The sequence below is a fragment of the Mycobacterium sp. NGS68 genome (assembly GCF_059812195.1).
This window is the reverse complement of sequence record NZ_JCALCE010000019.1, coordinates 89,031-112,846: the sequence shown is the minus strand read 5'-3', so window position 1 is coordinate 112,846 and position 23,816 is coordinate 89,031. Positions and strand designations below refer to the sequence as shown.

10 protein-coding genes and 1 riboswitch are annotated in these 23,816 nt (G+C 67.6%); of the genes, 4 read left to right on the top strand and 6 right to left on the bottom strand.

Translation table 11 applies throughout. The features are described from left to right. Positions 1–515 precede the first annotated feature (515 nt). Positions 516–1,373, top strand: coding sequence for a glycosyltransferase family 2 protein (locus AC5Y5V_RS20480; protein WP_499939153.1), 858 nt, complete (start codon positions 516–518; stop codon positions 1,371–1,373). A gap of 192 nt (positions 1,374–1,565) precedes the next feature. Here AC5Y5V_RS20480 and AC5Y5V_RS20475 read toward each other — a convergent pair whose 3' ends face one another. The 6 genes from AC5Y5V_RS20475 to pks2 (AC5Y5V_RS20450) all read right to left on the bottom strand — a co-directional run bounded on the left by AC5Y5V_RS20475 (position 1,566) and on the right by pks2 (AC5Y5V_RS20450) (position 20,975). After that, the gene (locus AC5Y5V_RS20475; RefSeq protein WP_499939149.1) at positions 1,566–2,918 is read right to left on the bottom strand and encodes a WS/DGAT/MGAT family O-acyltransferase; all 1,353 of its coding nucleotides are present in this window, start codon (positions 2,916–2,918) and stop codon (positions 1,566–1,568) included. A gap of 12 nt (positions 2,919–2,930) precedes the next feature. Then, positions 2,931–4,433: a condensation domain-containing protein gene (locus AC5Y5V_RS20470; RefSeq protein WP_499939145.1), complete on the bottom strand. Its 1,503-nt coding sequence runs from the start codon at positions 4,431–4,433 to the stop codon at positions 2,931–2,933. A 130-nt stretch (positions 4,434–4,563) separates the two neighbouring features. Then, entirely contained in the window at positions 4,564–6,009 is a 1,446-nt protein-coding gene (locus AC5Y5V_RS20465) for a condensation domain-containing protein (RefSeq protein ID WP_499939140.1), read from the bottom strand. A 63-nt stretch (positions 6,010–6,072) separates the two neighbouring features. Continuing rightward, the gene (gene pks2, locus AC5Y5V_RS20460; protein WP_499939196.1) at positions 6,073–12,444 is read right to left on the bottom strand and encodes a sulfolipid-1 biosynthesis phthioceranic/hydroxyphthioceranic acid synthase; all 6,372 of its coding nucleotides are present in this window, start codon (positions 12,442–12,444) and stop codon (positions 6,073–6,075) included. Positions 12,445–13,177: 733 nt separating this feature from the next. Beyond that, complete coding sequence (locus AC5Y5V_RS20455) at positions 13,178–14,629, bottom strand: condensation domain-containing protein (protein ID WP_499939136.1); 1,452 nt, start codon at positions 14,627–14,629, stop codon at positions 13,178–13,180. 58 nt (positions 14,630–14,687) lie between these two features. Further along, complete coding sequence (gene pks2 / locus AC5Y5V_RS20450; protein ID WP_499939133.1) at positions 14,688–20,975, bottom strand: sulfolipid-1 biosynthesis phthioceranic/hydroxyphthioceranic acid synthase; 6,288 nt, start codon at positions 20,973–20,975, stop codon at positions 14,688–14,690. A gap of 193 nt (positions 20,976–21,168) precedes the next feature. Between pks2 (AC5Y5V_RS20450) and AC5Y5V_RS20445 the strand changes: the two genes are divergently transcribed. From AC5Y5V_RS20445 to AC5Y5V_RS20435, 3 genes are all read left to right on the top strand, one after another. Further along, a complete protein-coding gene (locus AC5Y5V_RS20445; protein ID WP_499939129.1) occupies positions 21,169–21,732 on the top strand; it encodes a carboxymuconolactone decarboxylase family protein in 564 nt (187 codons plus the stop codon). An 83-nt stretch (positions 21,733–21,815) separates the two neighbouring features. Then, positions 21,816–22,943, top strand: coding sequence for an NAD(P)H-dependent flavin oxidoreductase (locus tag AC5Y5V_RS20440; RefSeq protein WP_499939127.1), 1,128 nt, complete (start codon positions 21,816–21,818; stop codon positions 22,941–22,943). Between the two features lie 120 nt (positions 22,944–23,063). After that, positions 23,064–23,233, top strand: a riboswitch (M-box (ykoK) riboswitch). Between the two features lie 291 nt (positions 23,234–23,524). Beyond that, positions 23,525–23,752, top strand: coding sequence for an Rv1535 family protein (locus AC5Y5V_RS20435; protein ID WP_499939123.1), 228 nt, complete (start codon positions 23,525–23,527; stop codon positions 23,750–23,752). The last annotated feature ends 64 nt before the right edge of the window (positions 23,753–23,816 follow it).

The window sequence follows — 23,816 nt, the reverse complement described above, 5'->3', positions numbered from 1 at the left end:
AAACGGCCACCCGGCTTTGAGTCGTTTCGGGGCTCGCGGCGCACGCCCAGGATGCCGAGATGCGCTGCCGGGTAAGCCAGCTGGCTGATATTGCGGCGGCCCCGCGTACGTTGGACCAGGCCACGCGCGATTTCATGGGAACTCGGCGTTCCTGGTCGTATTTGCTGCTCACATCCGCCTCAGTAGCGGCCGGCAGCGACATCTCGCACCCCCGAGGCCGCCTGCCTCGGCGCACCGAACCGGGGCGGGGCTGCTACCCGGCTGTAGCCTAATCCCGCTCGGTGCTGAGGTTTTCGCAGGTGAGCGCCTCGGCGTCGGGACATATGCGAATGCACGTCTGGGCAAGCCGGATTTCTGCGATCGATATCGGCGTACCCCAGCGGAAACCGACGGGAACCGGTAGCGTCGCAGTCAATTCGCGTTCGTGGCTGCGTCCGGGCGGGCGGGTCTGCCGTTCATGTCTTGCCCACCGCTGTTGCGCAGACTCCCGACTACTGCAACGGACAATCGGCATCATGGCTAGAGAACAACCGGTGGTCGCAGCCATCCCCAACTTCAATATGGCCGATAGCCTTCGGAGGCTCATCCCGCAAGTATTGGCGCAGCGCTACGACCGCGTGTTCGTGCTCGACGACGCCTCCACGGACCACACCGCCGACGTGGTCCGCGAATTCGGAGACGACGTGCAGTTGGTGCGCAGTCAGGAAAACAGAGGTGCGGGCGCTAACCGCAATCAGATCATCCCTCATGTCGACGACGCAGCGCTGCTGCACTTCATCGATGCCGACATGGATTTGGAGACAAGCGAGATCCCTTCGGTGGCGCGAGAACTCTTTGCGCGTTACTCCGCGGGGGGAGTCGGTGTGATTGGCGGGTTGGTGAACCGTGCAGACGGTACCCAAGAGCCAATCAACTACGGGGCGGTCTACTCCGTCCTGGGGATTTTGTCCGGATGCCCTGCGTTGTTGGTCGATCGTTATCGGGATCGACCGCGACTCGCCGGCGCTCTACAACGACTGGCACCACCGATCTCCCGGGAATGCCCTATGTTGCTGACTCCGCCCGCCCCGGCGCCCACGTACTGGGTTCACGAAGGAAACATGCTGGTTCATGCCAGAGTATTTCGGTCGGTCGGTGGCTACGATCCCGCGTTGCGGGCGCACGAAATACAGGATTTGGCAATCCGTCTGGCGAAGATCGGCGTAAAGCGGCAGTTCGATCCGAGCATCAGTGTGATTCACCACCACGTCGACGTCAGGGGCAAGAACCGTCGCAAGTGGGAAAAGAGTGCGATCGTCTATCTGCTACGCAAGCACGGAGTTGGCCGGTTCCTGACCGAGCTCCCTCGGGAGCGCGAACAGGTATTGGCCTGACGGTGGTGCGGCGCAATGCTTCCGGCAGCGGTGGCATCGGAGCTAGTACGTACCAACCACTTCGACACGCAACGGCACCCGGCCGTGCGGGCTGCCCCCTTGAGTGTCTGGGTTATGGACAGTATTCGTCCGGGCGTACGCATCCCCCACACTCGGCGCGCCGGGGGAGTGGGCTGCGGCAACGGAACACGACTATGGATGCGTCGGTTCGCGGGATGGCCAGCCGATGGTCGCGGGCAGCGAGAACTCGTCCAGTGTCTGCGCGAGGATGAGCCGCAGCTGGTCGTTCGAGGTGAGTCGGCCCGGCTGATAGGCGATGACCGAGATGATGATCTTCTGGTTTACCCGCACCGAGAGCAACGCCAGTATTCCGCCCGCGCGGTGGGCCGTCGCCCTGGTCATGCCCGGGTAAAGCGACTGCGCGGTCTGGTAATCGGCGTCTGTGCCATCGGGCTGGTTGGCGATCGAGGGGACCGTGCCGATGTTGGATACCCCGACAGTGGCCGTCGCGCCGGCGACCACGTTCAGCCAGCGCCTGATGAGCCGCTTAGGCAACAGGGGAACGAGCGGCAGTAGTGCCCACCGCTCGTCGGGTACCTCGTGACGACGGCTGAGTCCCTGCTTGATTGCGGCGCGGATCTCGCGCAGGTCCGTCGCCGCGGATGCCGGATCGACCGTAACGTCAACGTTCGCAACTGCGTTGGAGCGCAGGTCCTCGTCGGTGCGCTCGCTCACTGGTATCGACAACGTGACCAAGCCGTCAGCGTTTACCCGTCCCACGCGCTGGCCCATCCGCGCCCCCACTCCGGCGAGCAGCGCGGTGTTCGTTCCCCCCAGCGAATTGACTCGCGAGTCCCATTCGTCCGCATCGATAAACACTGTCGCCCTTGGGATCGTGATGCGTTCGTCCGCTCCCACCAGCGGCGGCGCCGAGCGTGGGGCGGCGGGCCCGACTTCCGCGCGGTTCTTCCGAAGGAACCGTGCTGCGAGCACTACGGCGCGGCCGATCTGCGGGACGTCGCGCGCCGTCTGGCGGGCGTCCTCACGCACCGCCTGCCATCGCCGGCGTGAGGCGGCAGCGGGCCAGTCGGTCGGGGTGTCGTTGCCGCACGCCGCGTCCACTATTGCCAGGGCGCCGCCCATTCCGTCGGCCAGGCAATGGGAGACGATCAGGCTGACGCCCGCACCGCCGTCGGTAAACGGCAGCACCGCAAGGTGCCACCCGGGTCCGTGCTCGGCATCTATCGGGGTGTCGGCCTGTTCGCCGAGCCAGGCGTCGAATTCCTCACGCGGCCTGGGCGTCCCGACGATTTCGAGTTCGGACTGATCTCTAGGGGAGACCCAGCGATGACGGCCAAAGGGCAGAGGCGAGCATTCGATGCGCCGGGCCAACCGTCCACGCTGAAGATGGCGATGAAATTTCCGCACACCGTCGAGGTCGATTTCCTTGTCGTACAACCAAACACACTGGAAAAGGGCGGTGGCACCGGTTGCCCGCTCGAAGCCGAACACGATCTGATCGACTGGATCAAGGATATTGTCCAATTTTCTTAATTCCTAGTCCTTGAGAAGTGCTCGGGGTGTCCGTGTCGTGCCGAATTGGGACTCCCCGCCGCTGCATTCGACCCGGCCGGTCAGGCCGAACTCTGCCAGCGTGTTCTCGGCCAACTCCCGCAGGTGGGACTTGGTGTTCGGTCCGCCGGACTGGTAGCCGACGACGGAAATCGACATCTTGCCGCAGATGCGTCCGCCCGTGACTCCGAGTAGGCCGGATTTCTGCTCCAGCGACTGACGCGTGTTGCGTCGGTCCATCCCTCGCAGCATCACGAAGTCGGCGTCGGTGCCGTCAGCCCGGCTGATCTCCGCGGGCAGGTCACCGAGATTCGAACAGGACACGGGAAGGTCTGCGCCGGTGCGGTATACCGCCTCGGTCAATCCCTTCACCGCCCGCTGGGGTATGAACGGCGCCAGCGGCAACAGTTGAAACGCCTCCTCCGGTACCTCACGAGCCAACTTCAGGCCCTGGCGCAGCGCCACCCGGATGCCGGACAAATCCGTGGCCGCCTGCGTCGGGTCGACGCTGACATTCGCAAAACTTACGGCGTTCGCGCGAGTATCGTCCGGGGTCCGTTCGCTGAGCGGGATCATCAGGGTGACGGCGCCGTCCTGCGCGCGGCGCCGTCCCATGCACTCGCCCAGTCTGGCGGCGATCCCGGCCATCAGCGAGTAGCTGTTTCCACCTAGGGCATTCGCGCGCGAATCCCACTGGTCGAGATCGATGCTGATCGTGACATTCGGCAATGCGACGAAGCTGTCGCCTCCGTTTTCGAGGCTAGGGGTGGGTTGGGATGCCCTCGCCTGCGCCAGATCATGCCGGCGCCGAAACGCCAGCTTTACCGCCGCGGCCAACGCCCGGGCCGTCTCCGGTGCGCCGCGCAGCGTATCGCGTGCATCGGAAGCCATTGCGCGCCAACGCGGACGCGAACCCGCGGTTGGGTAGCGAAGATCGCGCACGTTGCCTTGCACGGCCTCGATAATCGCCAGCATCCCCCCGAGCCCGTCCGTCAAGGCGTGCGGAACCACCAGACTGACGGCAGTCGAACCGTCCGTGAGCGGAAGTACTCCTAGATGGAAGCCGGGTCCCCGTTCCGGATCGATGGGCAGTCGGGTGCGCTCATCCGCCCAGTCGCCGAGCTCGGTGAACGGACGAGGATCTTCGGCGATGTCGATGTCCGACAGCGGAGGCCCGGCCGTGATCCACCGATGGCGGCCGAACGGCAGCGGCGAACGCTCGATCAGCCGTCCCAGCAAGCCGTAGTGCAGATTGCGATAGAAACGCCTTAGTCCCTCGAGGTCGATTGGGCGCTCATAAATCCACACGGCCTGCGTGACCACTTCTTGATCGGTGGCAAGCCACGCGAGAAACATGAACTGATCGATGAACGCGAGCCGGTTGTCCATGCGATCGGCATCGGTTGATGCCGACTTGACTAGCCGCAGACGGGTATGTTCCCGCAGCGCACTGGGAATGGAAGACGAAATCGCTTTGACGCTACCCATTGCACGCAGACCTACGTCATTTCGGAAGCCGGCAGACGGCAACCGGCCTACCAAGTGACTCAGCCATGGTCTTTACCTCTTCTTACACATCTTGAAATCGGCGACACGCACCAAATCTGGGGCCGACCGATCACGCCGGTTTCAGGTCAAGTTGGCCGATGCTGGCAAACGGCATCGGCGCGAAGCTGCCCTCGGCGATGCGAACATAGGCCGATTTCATCGCATCCATGTACCGCACAATGGATTCCCGCGCGACGGGATTGTTCGGGAACGCAACGGTCACGGTGGTGCCGCGCTCGGTGCGATTCACCCACATGCCGATTTGATCCGCGGCCCTGTCATCGGTGTAGAGCCTGCCATTCATCTCCTCGTACTGAGCGACGATGGCGGGAGAGAGCGGCGGCACGCCGGTATCGATGTAGGAAATCATCGGAACGCCTCGCTTGGCTTCTTGGAGCCCAAGCTCGGGAGGCGCCATCTCCAATACGCACTCGAAAGGCACATTGGCCAGATCTGCGCCCGAGTCGAAAGATTCCTGTGCGGCGCACACAATTTCGCCGAATGACGCCGCGACGGGGACTGTAATCGGAACCAGACCGGTAAACCAGCCCGTCGTTGCGAAATCGGCTGGGCTGCGACGTGTCGTGATCGGAGTGACGACGTAATAGGTGTCTGCACCGGTCAACTCACGCTCCGCGATGGCGGCGCAGGCGAAGACGCCACCACTGAAACGGGCGCCCGCCTCGACACACGCGGATTCGAACTGCTCCGTCTGCTTGTCATCCAAAAGGCGCACGGTAAGCATGTCACCGGTTGCGGCCACGGTGGGCGTGCCAAGTGGCAGGGGGAAGCGCGGAAGTGAGCCGCCGTTGTTCTTGGCGAACTTGATCCACGCCTGCACTTCCGGTGATTCCAAGGTCAGCTCGGACGTCAATTGGCGCTGCCGAATGCAGTAGTCGTCATAGCTGCCAGCATCCGGCAGCTGGATCGGCGCAGCTCCTCCTACCAGTCTCTGGTACATCATGTGGATCTCCACCAAGACCAGACCCAGCAGCACAGCGTCGGTGTGGACATGGTCGTCGGTGATGAAAACCGTGAAGTGGTCCGGGCGTTGAATGATCCCGAAACGGAAGCAATCCCAGCGCAGCGGGTCCGGCGTGGCCAACGCGAAGTCTCGCCAACCCGGGCCCGTGATCTCGCCGTGCTTGGTCGGAACTAGCCGAATGTCCTTGGGGTTGCTGATCGTCCGCCGAACGATGTTCTCTGGGTCCCTGCAGTCGAACCAGCTGTGATACGCGTCGTGCCGACGGAGATAGGTGTTGATGACGTGCGTCATGGCGCGAATATCACACCGGCCTGCGATGTCCCACGCCAAAATGAACAGCCGCGCCATCTCACTGCCTCGGGCCGCGTAGTCGGTGTAGCCGCGAAGGTGTTGAGCCTGCTGGTAACTGGCCGGCACGGTGCTGACGGGGGCTTCCCGGATTTTTCGGAGCACCTCGGGCGGTGCGTTCCACGTGACGAGCTGCCCGGGTTGGGGAAGTCCCCAATCGTGAATTCCGTTGATCGGAATCATGCGTTGCTGCCTCCCCTCGACCAATGATGTTGATCTTGCTCGGTTGGTTGATTAGCTACTTGATCACGCATGTGCGGCGGCCTCTGGTGCTGTCAGTTTCTCGCACAGGAGTCCGGCCAAACCCTGAATCGTGGTGATGTCATTCGAGGTCAAACGAATCCCTGTTTCCGCCTTGATGTGGGTGCGCAGTTCGAGGTTGCCGAGCGAGTCAAGGCCGTACTCGGAAAGCGGGCGGTCCGGGTCGATTGTGCGGCGCAGGGTCATCCTTACCTGGTCAGAGATCATTTGACGCAATCGGGTAGGCCACTCTTCGGCCGGCAGTGTCGCCAGCTCGTCACGCAGTTTGCCTGCGTCGGAGGAGTTTTGGTTAATCGAAGGGAACAGTTCCGCGAATCGGCTGCGCTGTGCGAACGCGGTCGCCCACGGCGTGCCCGTCATCTGCGCGTAGCCGGAGTATCCGCGATCGTGGCGCAGCAATGCCTCCCACGCGCGGGCGCCCTCGTCGGCGGTGATGGCGGTGCTGCGCCAGTGGTCGGCGACGCTGCTGCCACTGGTCCCTTCGGCGCCGGCCTCGTTGGCCTCGGCCAGGACCGCGGCGGCGGCGCCCACCTCGGCCCACAACGCCCACCCGATCGATGTGGCCGGCAGACCCTGCGCTCGGCGCCAGTGCGCGAACGCATCCAGCCAGCTGTTCGCCGCGGCGTATGGGCCCTGCCCGGCTGAACCGACCAGTGCGACCGCCGACGAGAACAGGCAGAACCAATCCAGCGGCTGCGCGGTCGTCGCCGCGTGCAAGTTCCACGCGCCGTGGACTTTTGCGTTCCAGTTGCGGTCGATCAGCTCGTCGCTGATGTTGGGCAGGGTGGCGTTTTCGAACACCGCGGCGGCGTGCAGCACGCCGCGCAACGGCAGCCCGGTCGCGGTCGCCACCGAAACCAAACCCTCCGCGGAACCGGCGTCGGCGATATCGGCACATTCCACGACGATGTCGCTACCCATGGCGCGGATGAGTTCGATCGTCTCCATCGCCTTGGCGTCGGGCGCAGACCGCGAGGTCAGGATGATGCGCCCACACCCGGCCGCGGCCATCTTCTCGGCGAAGAACAGGCCGAGGCCGCCCAGCCCGCCGGTGACGATGTAGGAGCCATCGGGCCGGAACACCTGCGCCTGCTCGGGCGGCACCACGACGCTGCTGCTCCCGACGCGGGGCATGTCCAGCACCAGCTTGCCGGTGTGCTCTGCCGCAGCCATCACACGGATGGCGGACGCCGCATCGCGCAGTGGGTAACGGGTGGTTTCCGGGGCCGGCAATTCACCCGTCGCGACGCGCTCGTAGACCGTGCGCAGCAGGGCGCTGACCCGGCGCGGGCTGCTTTCGGCAAGCAGTGCCAGGTCGACGTAGTGGAAGGTGAGGTTGCGGCGGAACGGGAACAGCTCGAGCCGGGTGTTCGCGTAGACGTCGCGCTTGCCGATCTCGACGAATCGACCGCCGACGGCCAGCAGTTCCAAGCCGGCCCGCTGCGCGGCTCCGCTGAGCGAGTTGAGCACGATGTCGACGCCGTATCCGTCGGTGTCGTGACGAATCTGCTCGGCGAAATCGGTACTGCGCGAATCGTATACGTGGGCGATGCCCATGTCGCGCAACAACTGCCGACGCTGCTCGCTGCCGGCGGTGGCGAAGATTTCGGCACCCGCGGCGCGGGCGATCGCGATCGCCGCTTGGCCCACGCCGCCGGTGGCGGAGTGGATCAGCACCCGGTCGTCGGCGCCGATCCTCGCCTGGTCGTGCAGCGCGTACCAGGCCGTGGCGTGAGCGGTGGTCACCGCGGCCGCCACCTCATCGGTGAGGCCGGGCGGAAGCGTGACCGCGGCACGAGCGTCACAGGTGACGTATGTGGCCCAGCAACCGCTCTCGGCCAGTCCGGCGACATGGTCGCCCACCCGGTGGCTGTCGACATCGGGTCCGACCGCGGTGACCACGCCGGCGAAATCCCGCCCGAGTTGCGGCGTAACCCCGGCCTCGGTGGGGTACCGGTCGGAGGCGATCAGTACATCGGCGAAGTTGATGCCGGACGCGGTCACCGCGACCTCGATCTGTCCCGGGCCCGGCGGAACGCGGTCGATCGCCGTCAGCTCGATCGTCTCCGGATCACCGGGCGTGCGAATCTGCAGGCGCATACCTTCATCCGCATGGGCGACGACGGTGGCACGCCGCTCCTCGGGGCGCAGGGGAGCCGGGCTGAGGCGCGCCGTGTACCACTGCCCGTGCCGCCAAGCCGTCTCGTCCTCTTCCGACCCGCCGAGCAGCTGCTGTGCCAGCAGTTCGGCATCCGGATCCGCGTCCATGTCGATCTGGCTGGCCCGTAGCTGCGGGTACTCGGCGCCGATCACTCGCACCAGGCCGCGAATCCCGGCCTGCTCGAGGTTTGCCACGTCGCCGGTCAAAACCGTTTGGGCATTTCGCGTTACGACGTAGAGCGCCGGCGCTTCGCCCTGTACTTCGGCGACCTTGCGGGCGATGCGCACCAGGTGCTGGACGTAGTTGCCGCCGCGGTGCGCGCACTGTTCGTCCGGGTTGCCGTTCTTGGGCCCGGTCAGGATGACCACGCCGCGGATGGTGTTGGAGCCCAGGTGCGAGGCGAGTATCTCGGCGTTGGCCTGGTGATCGGACTGCTTCGGCCAGGTCATGCTCGTGCACTCCGCTCCCGCGGATTTCAGCGCATCGGTCAGGCTTGTCGCCACCAGGTCGGCGGTCGTGGATGTGCTTATCAGCAGCCACGATCCGGTACCGACCCGCTCGATTTCGGGCAGCGTGCGCTCCTGCCACTCGATGGTCAGCAGGCGTTCGCTCAGCCTGCGATCGGCCTCGCTGTGCGCGTTGGCCGCGGTCCCCATCTGCAGGCCCTGCACGGCCAGCAGCACGGTCCCGTTCTCGTCCAGGACGTCGAGGTCGGCTTCCAGACCGGCGGCCTCGACGTTCGTGATCCGGGTGAAGCAGTAGCGGGCGTTGCGGCTGGAACCGTAAACCCGGAGCCTGCCGACGCCGAGCGGCATCAGCAGGCCGGGGGTCGTCTGTCCATGGTCGTCGGCGTAAGCGGCCGCGACCGACTGGAAACACACATCCAGCAGGGCGGGGTGGATCTCGTAGCCCTTCTGCTGTGAGCGGAGCGCAACGGGCAGCGCGATCTCGGCCAGCAGAGTGTCGAAATTACCCTCGGCCCGGTGCGCGGCGGCCAGCCCTTCGAAGGACGGACCGTACTGGAAGCCCTTGCTGCCGAACCACTTCCGCAGTTTGGAGCCCTCCAGTTGGCTGGGGTGAGCCGCCAGCAGGGCCAGCACGTCGTGTGCGGCCGGGGTGTCGTCGTCCTCGTGCGCCGACAACGCCGACAAGACCGCCGTGGCGAACTCGTCGCGGTAACCGTCGGTGTAGGTCTCCACCGCGAAAGTGGCGGTGCCGGGCGTCTTCACCGAGGCGACGGCGCCCACCGAGTTCTCTTCGTCGAGCAACAGCATCTGCTCGAAGCGGACGTCGCGGACCTCCGAGGCCTCACCGAAGACCGTCTGTGCCGCGCTCAACGCCATGTCACACCAGACCGCCGCCGGAAGCACGGCCGCACCGTGAATCTCGTGCTCGGCCAGCCAAGGCTGCGCCGCGGTGCCGACCTCGCCCTGCCAGACGTGGCGCTGCGGCTCCTCCTGCAACAGCACGTGCGCGCCCATCAAGGGATGCACCGCAACCGTGCACTCGCCGCGCGCCCGCGAATCGTGACCGGCCGGCGTCAACAGAAGGGGACGGTTGCTCCAGGTCGGTAGCGGAGCATCGACCAGTCGGCCCTGGGGATGGATCTTCGAGAAGTCGATCGCGGCACCGGCGCTGTAGAGATCTGTCAGGAAATCGAGCAGCCCGTGCGGCAGCTCCTGTTCGCGGCGCATGGCGGCGAGAGCGGCCAGCGGCATGCCGAGGCTGCGCGCCGTCTGCTCGACGGCATGGGTGAGCAGCGGGTGCGGGGCCAACTCCCCGAATACGCGGTAACCGTCTTCCAGCGCGGCCTGCACGGATGCGGCGAACCGCACCGTGTGCCGGAGATTGTCGGCCCAGTACCAGGCGTCGCACTCGGCTTCGTCGCGCGGGTCGAACATGGTCGACGAGTAGAAGGGAACTTCCGGTGTCCTGGGGTCGAGGTCGGCCAGCACGTCGGTGAGTTCGTCCAGGATCGAGTCGACTTGCGGCGAGTGCGATGCGACGTCGACAGCGACCTCGCGGGCCAGCACGTCCCGCCGCTCCCATTCGGCGACCAGCGAACGCACCGTCTCGGTAGCGCCACCGATCACCGTGGACTCCGGCGATGCCACCACGGCCACCACGGCGTCCTCGATGCCACGGGCCATCAGTTCCGAGAGCACCTGCTGGGCAGGCAGTTCCACCGAGGCCATGGCGCCCGACCCGGAGATGGTCAGCATCAGCTTGGAGCGGCGGCAGATCACCTTCACGCCGTCGTCGAGCGACAACGCGCCCGCGACGACCGCCGCCGCGGCCTCGCCCATCGAGTGGCCGATCACCGCGCCCGGCGCGACGCCGTAGGACCTCATCGTGGCGGCCAGCGCGACCTGCATGCTGAACAGCGCCGGCTGGATCCGGTCGATGCCGGTCACGGTCTCGGGTGCCGAGAGGACCTCGGTGACCGAGAAGCCGGACTCACGGGCGATCAGCGGCTCAAGTTCCGCGATGGTCGCGGCGAAGGCCGGTTCGGTCGCGAGCAGCTGGGCACCCATCGACGCCCACTGTGAACCCTGCCCGGAGAACACCCAGACCGGTCCGCGGTCGTCCTGCCCGACCGCAGCCGGATACGGGAAGTCGCCGTCGGCGACCTCGCGCAGCGCCCCGGCCAGCCGCTCGACGCTGTCGGCGATGACCGCGGTGCGCACCGATCGGTGCTCACGTCGGCGGCTGAGCGTGTAGGCCAGATCCGTTGCCGTCAGGTCCGACGCGTGCGCGTCGACCCAGTCGGCGATGCGTGCCGCGGTGTGCCGCAACCCATCCGGGGAGGTAGCCGACACCGGGACCAGCAACGCGTCGCCGCCAGCTTCGGGTCGCGTGTCCTGCGGCGCAACCGTTTCCGGCGCCTGCTCGAGGATCGCGTGCACGTTGGTTCCGGAAAACCCGTACGACGACACCGCTGCCCTGCGGGGCGCTTCGTCGGCGGTGGCCGGCCACGGCGTGATCTCCTGCGGAACAAACAGATTGGTCTTGATGTCGGCGAACTCGTCGGGCAGGGCGGTGAAGTGCAGGTTGCGCGGAACCACGCCGTGTTGCAGCGCGAGAACCGCCTTCATCAGGCCCAGCGCGCCGGCGGCCGACTGCGTGTGCCCGAAGTTGGTCTTCACCGAGGCCAGCGCGCACGGTCCGTCGATGCCGTACACCTGTGCGAGGCTGGCGTACTCGATGGGGTCGCCGACGGGGGTGCCGGGCCCGTGCGCCTCGACCATCCCGATGGTGCTGGCGTCGACGTCCGCGACCGCGAGCGCGGTCCGATACGCCTCGACCTGTGCGGGCCCGGACGGCGTCACGATGTTCACCGTGCGGCCGTCCTGGTTGGCGGCCGTGCCGCGGATCACCGCCAGGATCCGGTCGCCGTCGGCCACTGCGTCCGGCAGCCGCTTGAGCAGCACCACCACGCAGCCCTCGCCGGCCACGAACCCGTCGGCGTTGACGTCGAACGCGTGGCAGCGGCCGGTGGGGGACAGCATTCCGATCGCGGAACCCGAAGCGGCCTTGCGGGGTTCGAACATCACCGAAGCGCCGCCGGCCAGCGCCACGTCGCTTTCGCCGTCGTGCAGGCTGCGGCAAGCCAGGTGGATCGCGGACAAACCGGACGAGCACGCGGTATCCACCGTCATCGCGGGCCCGTGCAGCCCCAGCGCGTAGGCGATGCGCCCGGAGCCCATGGCGAAGCTGTTGCCCATGTACCCGTACGGCCCCTCCAGGGCGTGGGCGTCGGCGTGCACGAACTGGTAGTCGTCGTGCATCAGCCCCACGAACACGCCGGTCCGCAGGGCGGCGAGCCTGTCGCGGGTGAGCCCGCCGTGCTCCATGGCCTCCCACGAGGTTTCCAGCAGCAGACGGTGCTGCGGGTCCATCGCGGTCGCTTCTTTTTCGTTGATGCCGAAGAACTCGGGGTCGAAGTCGGCGACGTCGTTCAGGAACGCGCCCCACTTGCACACGGAACGACCGGGCACGCCCGGCTCCGGGTCGTAGTAGTCGTCGAGATCCCAGCGGTCGGCGGGAACCTCGGTGACGAAGTCGTCGCCGCGCAGCAGGGCAGCCCAAAGCAGCTCTGGGGAATCAATGGATCCCGGCAGCCGGCAGGCCATCCCGATGACAGCAACCGGTGTGACTTGCGTCTCATTCACCGTCTCTACCCTCTTCTTACTAATGTCAAGTTCTTATCACTGCGCCGAGCGCTTATTCAGAGGTTCGATGGAATCGCCAAAAATTCGTTACACGCGCGGAACAAAGCGCGCGCTGATAGACACAGACATCCCACAGACCCCCCACCTGGAGCCGACCGTCACGACGTGGCTGCACAGCACTTTAGCGGCTTACCTCGACATATGTGCAAGAATCGGGCCAACGTACCAAAAATTAGCTGTCGCTGCGGGGTTGCGGTCTGGCTCCAGCCCTGCCCCGCGGGCCGTCGCGAGGCGGTGCGGTCAGCCGGCCAGCGTCGGCATCCAAGAACCGGTGCCGACGCGGTGGGCACAGCCGACGGTAAAAGAGCACTTCATGGGACTTTATGGACCGATCGTAGCGACGCGCCGAGGCCGCGGGTGCCCGGTATGCCGAGCCAGGTGTAGTTCTGCGATAAGCCTCCCAGCCGCGGGCGCGGCGGCCTGTCGGTCGTGAAAGAAGTTTGCTGGCAGCCGGTATCCGGCATCCCGATGTCGCTGGGATGCGGGGGTGAGCCATGACGGCCGTGGATCGCGCCCGCGGCCGAACAAGTGGCGTAAACGGCGCAGAGGCGATAAGAAGAATTGTCAAAAAACCGGCGAAAGGTACGTAAAATATGCGAAATACCTCATGTTCGCTTGTGGCGGTTATCTTACGACAATGTTTCACTTGAAACCGCGGAATCAATAAATAAGCCGTGGCGATTTTGTGTGAATTCCTTCAGGACCGTTGACTGGTGAGGCGGCCGCTGCAGGTCGCGAGCATTCTGTCGTCGCGGCCCTCGGCGACGCGCAGGTAGACGGACTTCATCGTCGCCAGGTAGCGCACCACCGAGTCGTAGGCGATGGGATTGTTCGGGAAGGACGCCGTCACGGTCGTCTCTTCGTGGAACTTATTGACCCACATGCATACCCGGGCGGCTACCTTGCCGTCGGTGAAGACCCTGGTATTGGCCCGGCCCAGCTGGGACGCGACGACGGCGGACAGCGGCGGCACGCCCGCGTCGAGAAACGACAGCATGGGAAATCCGTTGCGCGGTGGGGGCCTCTTCAGCCAGGGCGCCAACTCCAGCACCCGCTCGAACGGGACCCGGGCGAGATCGGTGCTGGAATCGAATGCGTCCTGCGCGCAGCGCGCGGTGTCCCCGAACGAGGCGCCGACGGGAACCACGAGCGGAATGTGTCCGATGAACCAGCCGCTGGTCACGAATTCCGCTGGCGTGCTGCGGGTGCCGCTGGGCGTCACCGAGTAGTAGGTGTGGGCGCCGGTGAGTTCGTACTCGGTCAGGGCGGCGCACGCGAATACCCCGCCGCTGAACCGGGCGCCGGCGCGTGTGCACTCACCTTCGAATCGTGCGGTCTGTTCGGCATCCATCAGTCGCAGCGACAGCACGTCACCGGCACCGGGCAGCGACGTGTCACCCAGCGGCAACGGGAAGGACGGCAGAGCGCCGCCGTTGCTCTCGAAGAACTCGACCCAGCGGCGCACGGGCGGCGACTGCAGGGTCAGCGCCGAGTTGTAGGCGCGCTCCCGCCGGCAGTAGTCGTCGTAGCTGCCGACGGCCGGCAGCCGCAGCGGTTCGCCGTCCATCAGTGCGTTATACATCGCCCGGAGCTCCAAGAATATGATCCCGAGAAACGTTGCATCGAAATGCAGGTGGTCAATGCTGACGCAGAATGTGAAGTGGTCGTCGCGCTGAATAATCGCGAACCTGAAGCAGTCCCAATCCAATGGACTGGGCGTGTCCAAAATGTAATCCTGCCATTGCCTCGTCGTCATCTTGCCGTGCTCTACCGGTATGAACTCGATATCGGCGGGATTGTCGATGGTGTGCCGGACAATCCGCTGGTCATCGATGAATTCAAACCAGCTGCGGTAGGTGTCGTGCCGGCGGAGATGTGAATTGATGACGTACGTCATGGTCCGGATATCGCACTGACCGGCGATGTCCACGGCCGTCACCAGCAAACGTGACATCTGCTGGCCCCTGGCGGTTTGCTCGCGCAAGGCGCGCAGGTGGCGTGTCTGAATATAGCTGGGCGGCACCGCACTTACCGGCGCGCACCGGGCTTTCTCGAGTGAGCGCGGCGATGCGTGCCACTGCCAGACCGAACCAGCAGAGGGAGCCCAGTTAACGACGGTCTCCAGACCCAGATTGCCCAGGACAACCAACGTGACTCCTTTGGTTCGGCGTCTCGGGCTTAGAGTATTGGATGTGAGCTACTTGTCCTCATGTCGTGACCGGATCGTTTTCTATTAGTGCCAGCTTTCGACACAATTGGTCTGCGAAATCCCGCACTGTTGTGATGTCGGTGGAGCTCGACCGAATGCCGGTTTCGGTTTCGACGCGGGTGCGCAGCTCGAGATTTCCGAGCGAATCGAGGCCGTATTCGGAAAGCGGTCGATCCGGGTCGACACTGCGTCGCAAAATGAGGCCGACCTGCTCGGAAATCAGGCGGCGCAGCCGGCCGGGCCATTCTTCGGCGGGGAGTTCGGCGAGTTCGGCACGGAATCTGCCGCTGTCGGACCGGTCGGTGCGGGCGGCGCGGAATGCCTCGGCGAAGCGGCTGCGCCGCGCCAGCGACGTCAGCCAGGGCGTTCCGGCGGTCGGGACGTAGCCGCTGTAGGCGCGGTCGTGCCGCAACAGCGCCTCGAACGCGTAACCGCCCTCCTCGGGGGTGATCATCGCGGTGTCGCCGTCCGCCGCGAGGTGCGCGCCGCGGCCGATGTCGGCCCAGGCGCCCCAGGCGATCGCGGTGGCCGGCAGCCCCTGGGCCCGTCGCCAGTGGGTGAACGCGTCCAGCCAGCTGTTGGCCGCGGCGTAGGCGCCTTGGCCCGGCGAGCCCAGCAAGGCGGCCGCCGAGGAGAACGAGCAGAACCAGTCCAGGTCCGCCCCGGCTTGCTGCACGGCCTGGTGCAGATGCCACGCGCCGTGAACCTTTGGCGCCCAGTCGCGCTCGATCAGGTCGCCGGTGATGTTGGTCAGCGTGGCATCCTCGACGACCGCCGCGGCGTGCAGCACGCCGCGCAGCGGCAGCCCGGTCGCGGTGGCCGTCGCCACCAACCGCCGCGCGGTGTCGGGTCGCGCGATGTCGCCACATTCCACCACGACGTCGGATCCGGTGGCGCGGACGAGTTCGATTGTCTCCAGCACCTTCTGGCTGGGCGCCGACCGGGACGAGAGCACGATGCGCCCGGCGCCGGCGGCGGCCATGTTCTCGGCCAGGAACAGCCCGAGGCCGCCGAGGCCGCCGGTGATCAGGTAGGAGCCGTCGCGACGGAACACCCGCGCCTGCTCGGGCGGCACCACCACGCTGCGGCATCCGCTGCGCGGAAGGTCGAGGACCAGCTTTCCGGTGTGTTCGGCGCCGCTCATCATCCGGATCGCGGTGGCCGCCTCGGCGAGCGGGAAGCGGGTCATCTCGGGCACCGGCAGGGCGGCCTCCGCGGTCAGCCGGTACACGCTGGTCAACAGCTCGCGGATGTATGCGGGATGGCTCACCGCCATCAGCCCCAGGTCGACGGCGTAGAACGCCAGGTTGCGCCGGAACGGGAACAGGCGCAGCCGGGAGTCGCCGTAGATGTCGCGCTTGCCGATCTCGACGAAGCGACCGCCGAAGGACAGCAGCGCGATGCCCGCGCGCTGTGCCGCGCCGGCCAGCGAGTTGAGCACGATGTCGACGCCGTATCCGTCGGTGTCGCGGCGGATCTGCTCGGCGAACCCGACGCTGCGTGAGTCGTAGACGTGCGTGATTCCCATGTCGCGCAGGAGTTCTCGGCGCTGGGGGCTGCCGGCGGTGGCGTAGATCTCGGCGCCCGCGGCGCGTGCGATCGCGACGGCGGCCTGCCCCACCCCGCCGGTCGCGGAGTGGATCAGCACCTTGTCGCCGGCCTTGATGCGGGCCAACTCCTGCAGGCCGTACCAGGCGGTGGCGTGTGCGGTGGTCACCGCGGCGGCCTGGGCCTCGGTCAGGGCGGGCGGGATCGCAGCGGCCAGGCGGGCGTCGCAGGTGACGAACGAGCTCCAGCAGCCGCTGGGGGAGATGCCGCCGACCCGGTCACCGACATGGTGATCAGCGACGCCGGGCCCGACGGCGGTCACCACGCCGGCGAAGTCGGTGCCGAGCTGCGGCACCAGCCCGTCGAACGCGGGATAGCGGCCGAACGCCACGAGGACGTCGGCGAAGTTGATGCTCGACGCGCCGATGGCAACCTCGATCTGTCCGGGTCCCGGCGGCACCCGGTCGACGCTGGCCAGCTCCATGGTCTGCAGGTCGCCGGGCGTGCGGATGCGCAGCCGGACCCCGTCACGCTCGTGGTCCACGTCGGTCGTGTGCCGCTCCTCGGGGCGCAACGGGGCCGGGCACAGCCGTGCGACGTACCACTCGCCGTCGCGCCAGGCCGTCTCGTCTTCCTCGGCGCCGCAGAGCAATTGGTCGGCCAGCCAGCCGGCGTCGGTGCTCTCGTCGACGTCGATGTGGGTGGCGCGCAGGTGCGGGTGCTCCGCGCCGATCACCCGCAGCAGGCCCCGCAGGCCGCCGTGTTCGAGGTTGACGCCATTGACGCAATCCTGGCGCAGCACCGGCTGTGCGTCCCTGGTGACCAGGTAGAGCCGCGTGTCGCCGGAGGCCCCCGGCAGCTCGCGGGCGACCCTGACGAACTGCCGCACGTGCTCGCTGTCGGGCAGGTTCGCGCCGCGGGACAACGGCGCCAGGACGACCACGCCGGTGTAGCCGCCCGAATCCAGCTGCTCGCGCAGCTGCTCCGCGTCCCCGCGCCCCGGCCAGCACACCGTCACGCATTGCGCTCCGCGTCGCCCGAGCGCGTCGCGCAGTTCGGCAGCCACGGCGTGCGCGTCCCCGGAAAGGCCGACCAGTAGCCAGTTTCGGCCATCGATGCCGGGGTCGCCGGCCTCGCCGGCGTCGACGGCGCGGTCGGGTAAAGACCGCCGCTGCCACTCGATGGTCAGCAGGCGGTCGCCGAGCAGGCGATCGCGGTCGGCGGTCTCGGAGACGCCCGTGCCCATCAGCAGGCCGCGGACGACCAGTACCACGTTCCCGTGTTCGTCCATCAGGTCGATGTCGGCCTCGACGTTGCTGCCGCACGCCGTCACCCTGGTCAGGCAGTAGCGGGTAGAGCGGGCCGCGGCGTACGCGCGCAGCCGTCGTACACCCAGCGGCAGCAGCAGGCCGCCCTGGACTCGGGCCACCGCGGGGTGCGCCGCGACGGATTGGAAGCACGCATCCAGCAGCGCTGGATGCACGCCGTAGCTGACCTGTTGGGTGCGGATCGGCCCGGGCAGGCCGACCTCGGCCAGCACGGCGCCCCCCTCTCGCACATGCGCCGCGGCCAGGCCGGTGAATGCGGGACCGAACTGGACACCGCGCTCGTCGAACCAGGCGCGCAGTTCGTCGCCGCCGACGCGCGAAGGATAAGCCGACATCAGGGCGGCGACGTCATGGGCGGGCGGCGTGGTCTCGTCGGGACCGGCGTGCAGCGTCGCGGTCGCCCGTCGTACCGTGTCACCGTCGCGGTCGGTTTGGACCAGGAAACTCGCCACACCGGGTGCCTCCACGGACGCGACGGTGCCCACGGCCGTGTCGTCGTCGAGCAGCAGCATCTCCTCGAAGCGGATGTCGCGCACTTCGGAGCCCTCGCCCAGCACCCGGTGGGCCGCCGCCAGCGCCATCTCGCAGTACGCGGCTCCCGGCAGCGCGGCCACGTTGTGGATCTGGTGGTCGCGCAGCCACGGCAGCGTGGCCGTGCCGATGACGCCGTGCCAGGCGTGCCGTTCCGGCTCCTCCATCAGGCGCACGTGCGGGCCCAACAGTGGGTGCGCGGCAACGGAGTTGGCGACATGGGCGGTGCGGTTTTCCGGTGCGAGCAGCAGGGGCCGGTTCGCCCACACGGGAAGGGGCGTGTCCACCAGGCGCCCGTGCGGGAACAGCGTCGAGAAGTCCACCGCCGCGCCGGCGCTGTGTAGCTCGGACACCAGTGCGCGCAGCCCGTGCGGCAGCGGTTGCTCGCGCCGCAGGGCGGCCACCGCCGCTACCGGGATGTCGAGCTCGGCGGCGGTCTGCTGGACCGCGCGCGTGAGCAGCGGGTGGGGCGACAGCTCGCCGAACACGCGGTGCCCGTCCTCGAGGGCCGCCCGCACCGCCGCGCAGAACCGCACCATGTGGCGCAGGTTGTCCGACCAGTAGCCGGCGTCGAACATCGGGGGGTCCCGCGGCTCGAACAGGGTCGCGGAGTAATAGGGGACCCGGGGCGACGCCGGCGTGATGCCGGCCAGCACCTGATGCAGCTCACCGAGGATGGGATCGACCTGCGGCGTGTGGGAGGCGACGTCGACGGCCACCTCGCGGGCCAGCACGTCGCGCGCCTCCCAGCCGGCGATCAGGTCGCGCACCGCTTGCGCGTCGCCGCCGATCACGGTGGACTGCGGCGACGCCACCACCGCGACCACGACGTCCTTGATGCCGCGGCTCGCCAGCTCCTCGCGCACCTGCGCGGCGGGCAGCTCGACCGACGCCATCGCGCCGATGCCCGCGATGCGGGCGCACAGCCGCGACCGGCGGCAGATCACCCGGACGCCGTCCTCGAGGGACAGCGCCCCCGCGACGACGGCCGCGGCCACCTCGCCGAGGGAGTGCCCGATCACCGCGCCCGGGCGGACGCCGTGGGCCTGCATCGCGGCCGCCAGCGCGACCTGCATGGCGAACAGCGTCGGCTGCACCCGGTCGATCCCCGTCACGGTGCGCTGCGCGGTCATCGCCTCGGTCACCGAGAAGCCGCACTCCGCGGCGATCAGCGGCTCGACCGTGGCCACCGTCGCGGCGAATACGGGCTCGCCGGCGAGCAGGGCCGCGCCCATCCCCGCCCACTGTGAGCCCTGCCCGGAGAAGACCCATACCGGTCCGCGGTCGTCCTGGCCGACGGCGGGCTGATGCGGCGCCTCTCCGGCGGCGACCTCCCGCAGGGCCTGGGCCAGCTCAGCGTGGCTGGCGGCGACGACGGCCGTGCGCACCGGCCGGTGCCCGCGCCGGCGAGCCAGCGTGTAGGCCAGGTCCGCCAGCGGCGCGTCGCCGGCGTGTTCGTCCAGCCACTCCGCGATCCGCCGGGACGTCTGGCGCAGCGCCGCGGCCGAGGTGGCCGACAGCGGGAACAGGAACTCGTCGGCGGGCGGGCGGGCGCCCTCGGTGTGGACCGGCGCTGGTGAGGGGGCTTGTTCCAACACGGCGTGCACGTTGCTGCCCGACATGCCGTACGACGACACCGCGGCGCGCCGGGGCGCGTCCGCAGGGCCGGGCCACAGCGTGATTGTTTGCGGCACAAAGAGCTTGGTGTCGGTCTGGGCCAGCTCGTCGGGCAGCCGGGTGAAGTGCACCATCGGCGGCACCACGCCGTGCTGCAGCGACAGGACCGTCTTGACCAGGCCCACGATGCCCGCGGCGGCCTCGGGATGCCCCAGATTGCTCTTCGCCGACGTCAGCGCGCAGGGCCGGTCGATACCGTAAACCCTTGCCAGGCTGGTGAATTCGATGGGATCGCCGACGGGTGTGCCGGTGCCGTGCGCCTCGACCATGCCGATGGTGGCGGCGTCTCGCAAATCCAGGCCGGCCGCGGTTAACGCCGCGCGATAGGCCACCACCTGCGCATCCGCCGATGGGGTGGAGATGTTCTCGGTGCGACCGTCCTGGTTGGTCGCCGTGCCGCGTAGCACGGCGCGAATGGGGTCGCCGTCGCGCAGCGCGTCGGGCAGCCGCTTGAGCAGCACCACCGCGCAACCCTCGGAGCGGACGAAACCGTCGGCGGCCGCGTCGAACGCGCGGCAACGGCCCGTCGGGGACAGCATGCCCAGCGCCGACGCCGACGCGTACAGCTGCGGCTCCAGCATGACCATGCAGCCACCCGCCAGGGCCAGGTCGCTCTCGCCGTCGTGCAGGCTGCGGCACGCCATGTGCACCGCGAGCAGGCTCGACGAGCAGGCGGTGTCGACGGTCATCGCGGGGCCCTGGAGTCCCATCGCATACGAGATGCGGCCCGAGCCCATGCTGAACGGCAGCCCGGTGAACCCGTACGGATCTTCCAGCGCGTCGGCCTGTCCGGTGACGAACGAGTAGTCGCTGTGGGCCAGGCCGACGAACACCCCGGTCAGCGAGCCGTGCAGCGCCGTCGGCGCCACGCCGCCGTGTTCCACGGCCTCCCACGCGGTCTGCAGCAGCAGGCGGTGCTGCGGGTCCATCGCGGTCGCTTCGCGCTCGCCGATGCCGAAGAACTCCGGGTCGAAACCCGCGATGTCGTCGAGGAATCCGCCCCAGCGCGACACCGACCGGCCGGGCACGCCGGGTTCGGGGTCGTAGTAGTCGTCGGCGTTCCAGCGTTCGGCGGGGACCTCGGTGATCAGGTCGTCGCCGCGCAGCAGTGCTTCCCACAACTTGTCGGGGGAGTCGATGCCGCCGGGCAGCCGACAGGCCATGCCGATGACGGCGACCGGCGTGACACGCGCCTTAGCCACAGTCGCCCAACCACGCCGTGCTCACCATTGCAGCCGATCTCCAAAACCTCGAGTGAACAGCAGGGTAACCGCTCGGGGCCCGTTCCCGAGACAGCCACGCCGCGCGCGGCTCGACGGCGCGGAGTATTTGCTGGCCGGTGCGGTTTACCATGGCCAAAGAGGGTGTCCCGCCAGCGCACGGAGGGCTCAGACCATGACAACATCCCGGGTTCCGCTGTTGCCGGGCGACGAGGCCAAGGCCGCCGCGGACCAAGCGGGTGTGCCCGACTACATGGCCGAGCTCAGCATCTTTCAGGTGCTGCTGAACCACCCCAACCTCGCGCGGACGTTCAACGACATGCTGGCCAACCTGCTGTGGCACGGCGCCCTGGACCCCAGGCTGCGCGAATTGGTGATCATGCGGATCGGCTGGCTCACCGGGTGCGACTACGAGTGGACCCAGCACTGGCGCGTCGCGTCGCGGCTGGGGGTGCCCGCCGACGACTTGCTCGGGGTGCGGGATTGGCACGGCTACGACGGGTTCGGCCCCTCCGAGCGGGCGGTGTTGGCCGCGACCGACGACGTGGTGGGTCAAGGCTTCGTCAGCGCCGCGAGCTGGGCCGCGTGTGAGCGTGAATTACAGGGTGACACAAAGGTTCTCATCGAGCTCGTCACCGCGATCGGCGCGTGGCGGATGGTCGCTTCGCTGCTGCAGAGCCTGCAGGTGCCGCTGGAAGAGGGCGTGGCGAGTTGGCCGCCCGACGGGCGGTCGCCGTAAGCGGGTGTCGGGTTGTGTCACGCCTGATGCGGCGATGCGTGACATAAGCCAACATTCGGGCACCGGTGAGATAGCGTCGAGAAATGCGCACCCGAGTCGCCGAGATGCTCGGCGTTGAGTTTCCGATCTGCGCCTTCAGCCACTGTCGCGATGTCGTGGCCGCCGTGACCAACGCCGGCGGCTTCGGGGTCCTCGGGGCTGTCGCGCACAGCCCCGACCGGCTGGACAGCGAGCTGACCTGGATCGAGGAGCAGACGGGAGGCAAACCCTACGGGGTGGACCTGCTGTTGCCGCCCAAGTACGTCGGCGCGGAGCAGGGCGGCATCGACGCGAAGGGGGTCGCCGACCTGTTGCCGGGTGAACACCGAGCGTTCCTGGACGACCTGCTGCTGCGCTACGGCATCGCGGCTCCGGAGGGCGAGCGGCGGCAGCCGTCGGGGCGTGGGCTCAACGTGTCGCCGAAGGGCTACGAGCCGTTGCTCGAGGTGGCGTTTGCCCACGATATCCGGCTGATCGCGAGCGCGCTGGGCTCGCCGCCCGCGGATCTGGTGCGACGGGCCCACGACCACGACGTGCTGGTGGCCGCGCTGGCCGGCACCACGAAACACGCGCGCGGGCACGCCGCGGCGGGCGTGGACCTGATCGTCGCGCAGGGCACCGAGGCCGGCGGCCACACCGGCGAGGTGGCGACCATGGTGCTGGTGCCCGAGGTGGTGGATGCGGTCGATCCGGTTCCCGTGCTGGCCGCGGGCGGGATCGCCCGCGGCCGTCAGATCGCCGCGAGCCTGGCCCTGGGCGCCGAGGGGGTGTGGTGCGGGTCGGTGTGGCTGACCACCGAGGAGGCCGAGACGCCGCCGGTGGTCAAGGACAAGTTCCTGGCCGCCAGTTCTTCGGACACCGTCCGGTCGCGGTCGATGACCGGCAAGCCGGCCCGGATGCTGCGTACGGCCTGGACCGAGGAGTGGGAGCGGCCCGACACCCCCGATCCACTCGGCATGCCGCTGCAGACCGCGCTGGTCAGCGAGCCGCAGGTGCGCATCAACCAGGCCGCCGGCCACGCCGGCGCCAAGGCGCGCGAACTGGCAACGTACTTCGTCGGGCAGGTGGTCGGATCGCTCGATCGGGTCCGGCCGACGCGGGCTGTGGTGCTGGACATGGTCGAGGAGTTCATCGAGACGATCGGCCGACTCGAGGGCCTGGTCGACGAATGAGTCGGCTATTCGCCGGTTCTCACAAAAGTGTTCGTCTTGCCTTAAAAATTCGTAAATATTCGGGAACGAGTCGCCGAAAGGTTTGACCGCGCCGCGTCGGGTGGGGCATCATCTCTCGGGTAAGCACCTCGTTAGGTGAGGCGGCTACACGAACACAGGCCACTGACCCCGAACGTCCAAAGACGCCCCGGGTCAGGACAGCTCCTCCCGGATTAAGGGTTGAGCCCAGGTGGCTTCCGGTTTGCCGGACACGTCGTGTAGTGCCGAAGCTCTGACGAGAGGGGTGCGAGTTTCCGACAGTCGTCGGCATCTCTGTACTCCTGCGTGTGACCAGATTGTGCGGGCAACCGCGCGTCGTGACCGTCGAGGAGGTGAGGGACGCATGAGTTCCAGTGGTAGTCCGGGTCGATATCCGGACTGTATGTCGTCCCAATCCGACCTCCGGCGCAGCGTTTTCAGCGTTCTTAGCTGAGTCGCCACCGGGTCCGCCTGCCCGGATCGGAACCGGAACGGGACGAACTGCGTCAGTTCAATTCAGTTCCAGTGCTTTTCCCGATCCTTGATGCTCCGAGGAGGCGATCATGACCGTTGCCCTGTACGACGAAGTAGGCACCCGCACCACCGCACCCCAGCTGCACGTGGTGCGCGACGAGACCCCGGTCGAGATGCCGGCGCCCATGATGGTGCTGCGCCGCGAGTACCGCTACGGCGACCCGCTGGTCGACGGTGCCGCCAAGCTGATCAGCGTCCCGCTGCGGCACGTGTACGCGGCGTTGTTGCGCGTCGGTGTGCTTGAAGTCCAGGGGTAGCCCATGGAGCAGTCGCGAGCATGGCGGCTCCGAGGGGTCACCCGACCGCAGAAGTAGCAGAAGA

What these genes read in the sequence shown, in the direction of transcription:
- AC5Y5V_RS20480 (WP_499939153.1), top strand. Translation starts at nt 516, where the DNA reads ATGGCTAGAGAACAACCGGTGGTCGCAGCCATCCCCAACTTCAATATG.
- AC5Y5V_RS20470 (WP_499939145.1), bottom strand. Translation starts at nt 4,433, where the DNA reads ATGGGTAGCGTCAAAGCGATTTCGTCTTCCATTCCCAGTGCGCTGCGG.
- AC5Y5V_RS20465 (WP_499939140.1), bottom strand. Translation starts at nt 6,009, where the DNA reads ATGATTCCGATCAACGGAATTCACGATTGGGGACTTCCCCAACCCGGG.
- AC5Y5V_RS20445 (WP_499939129.1), top strand. Translation starts at nt 21,169, where the DNA reads ATGACAACATCCCGGGTTCCGCTGTTGCCGGGCGACGAGGCCAAGGCC.
- AC5Y5V_RS20440 (WP_499939127.1), top strand. Translation starts at nt 21,816, where the DNA reads ATGCGCACCCGAGTCGCCGAGATGCTCGGCGTTGAGTTTCCGATCTGC.
- AC5Y5V_RS20435 (WP_499939123.1), top strand. Translation starts at nt 23,525, where the DNA reads ATGACCGTTGCCCTGTACGACGAAGTAGGCACCCGCACCACCGCACCC.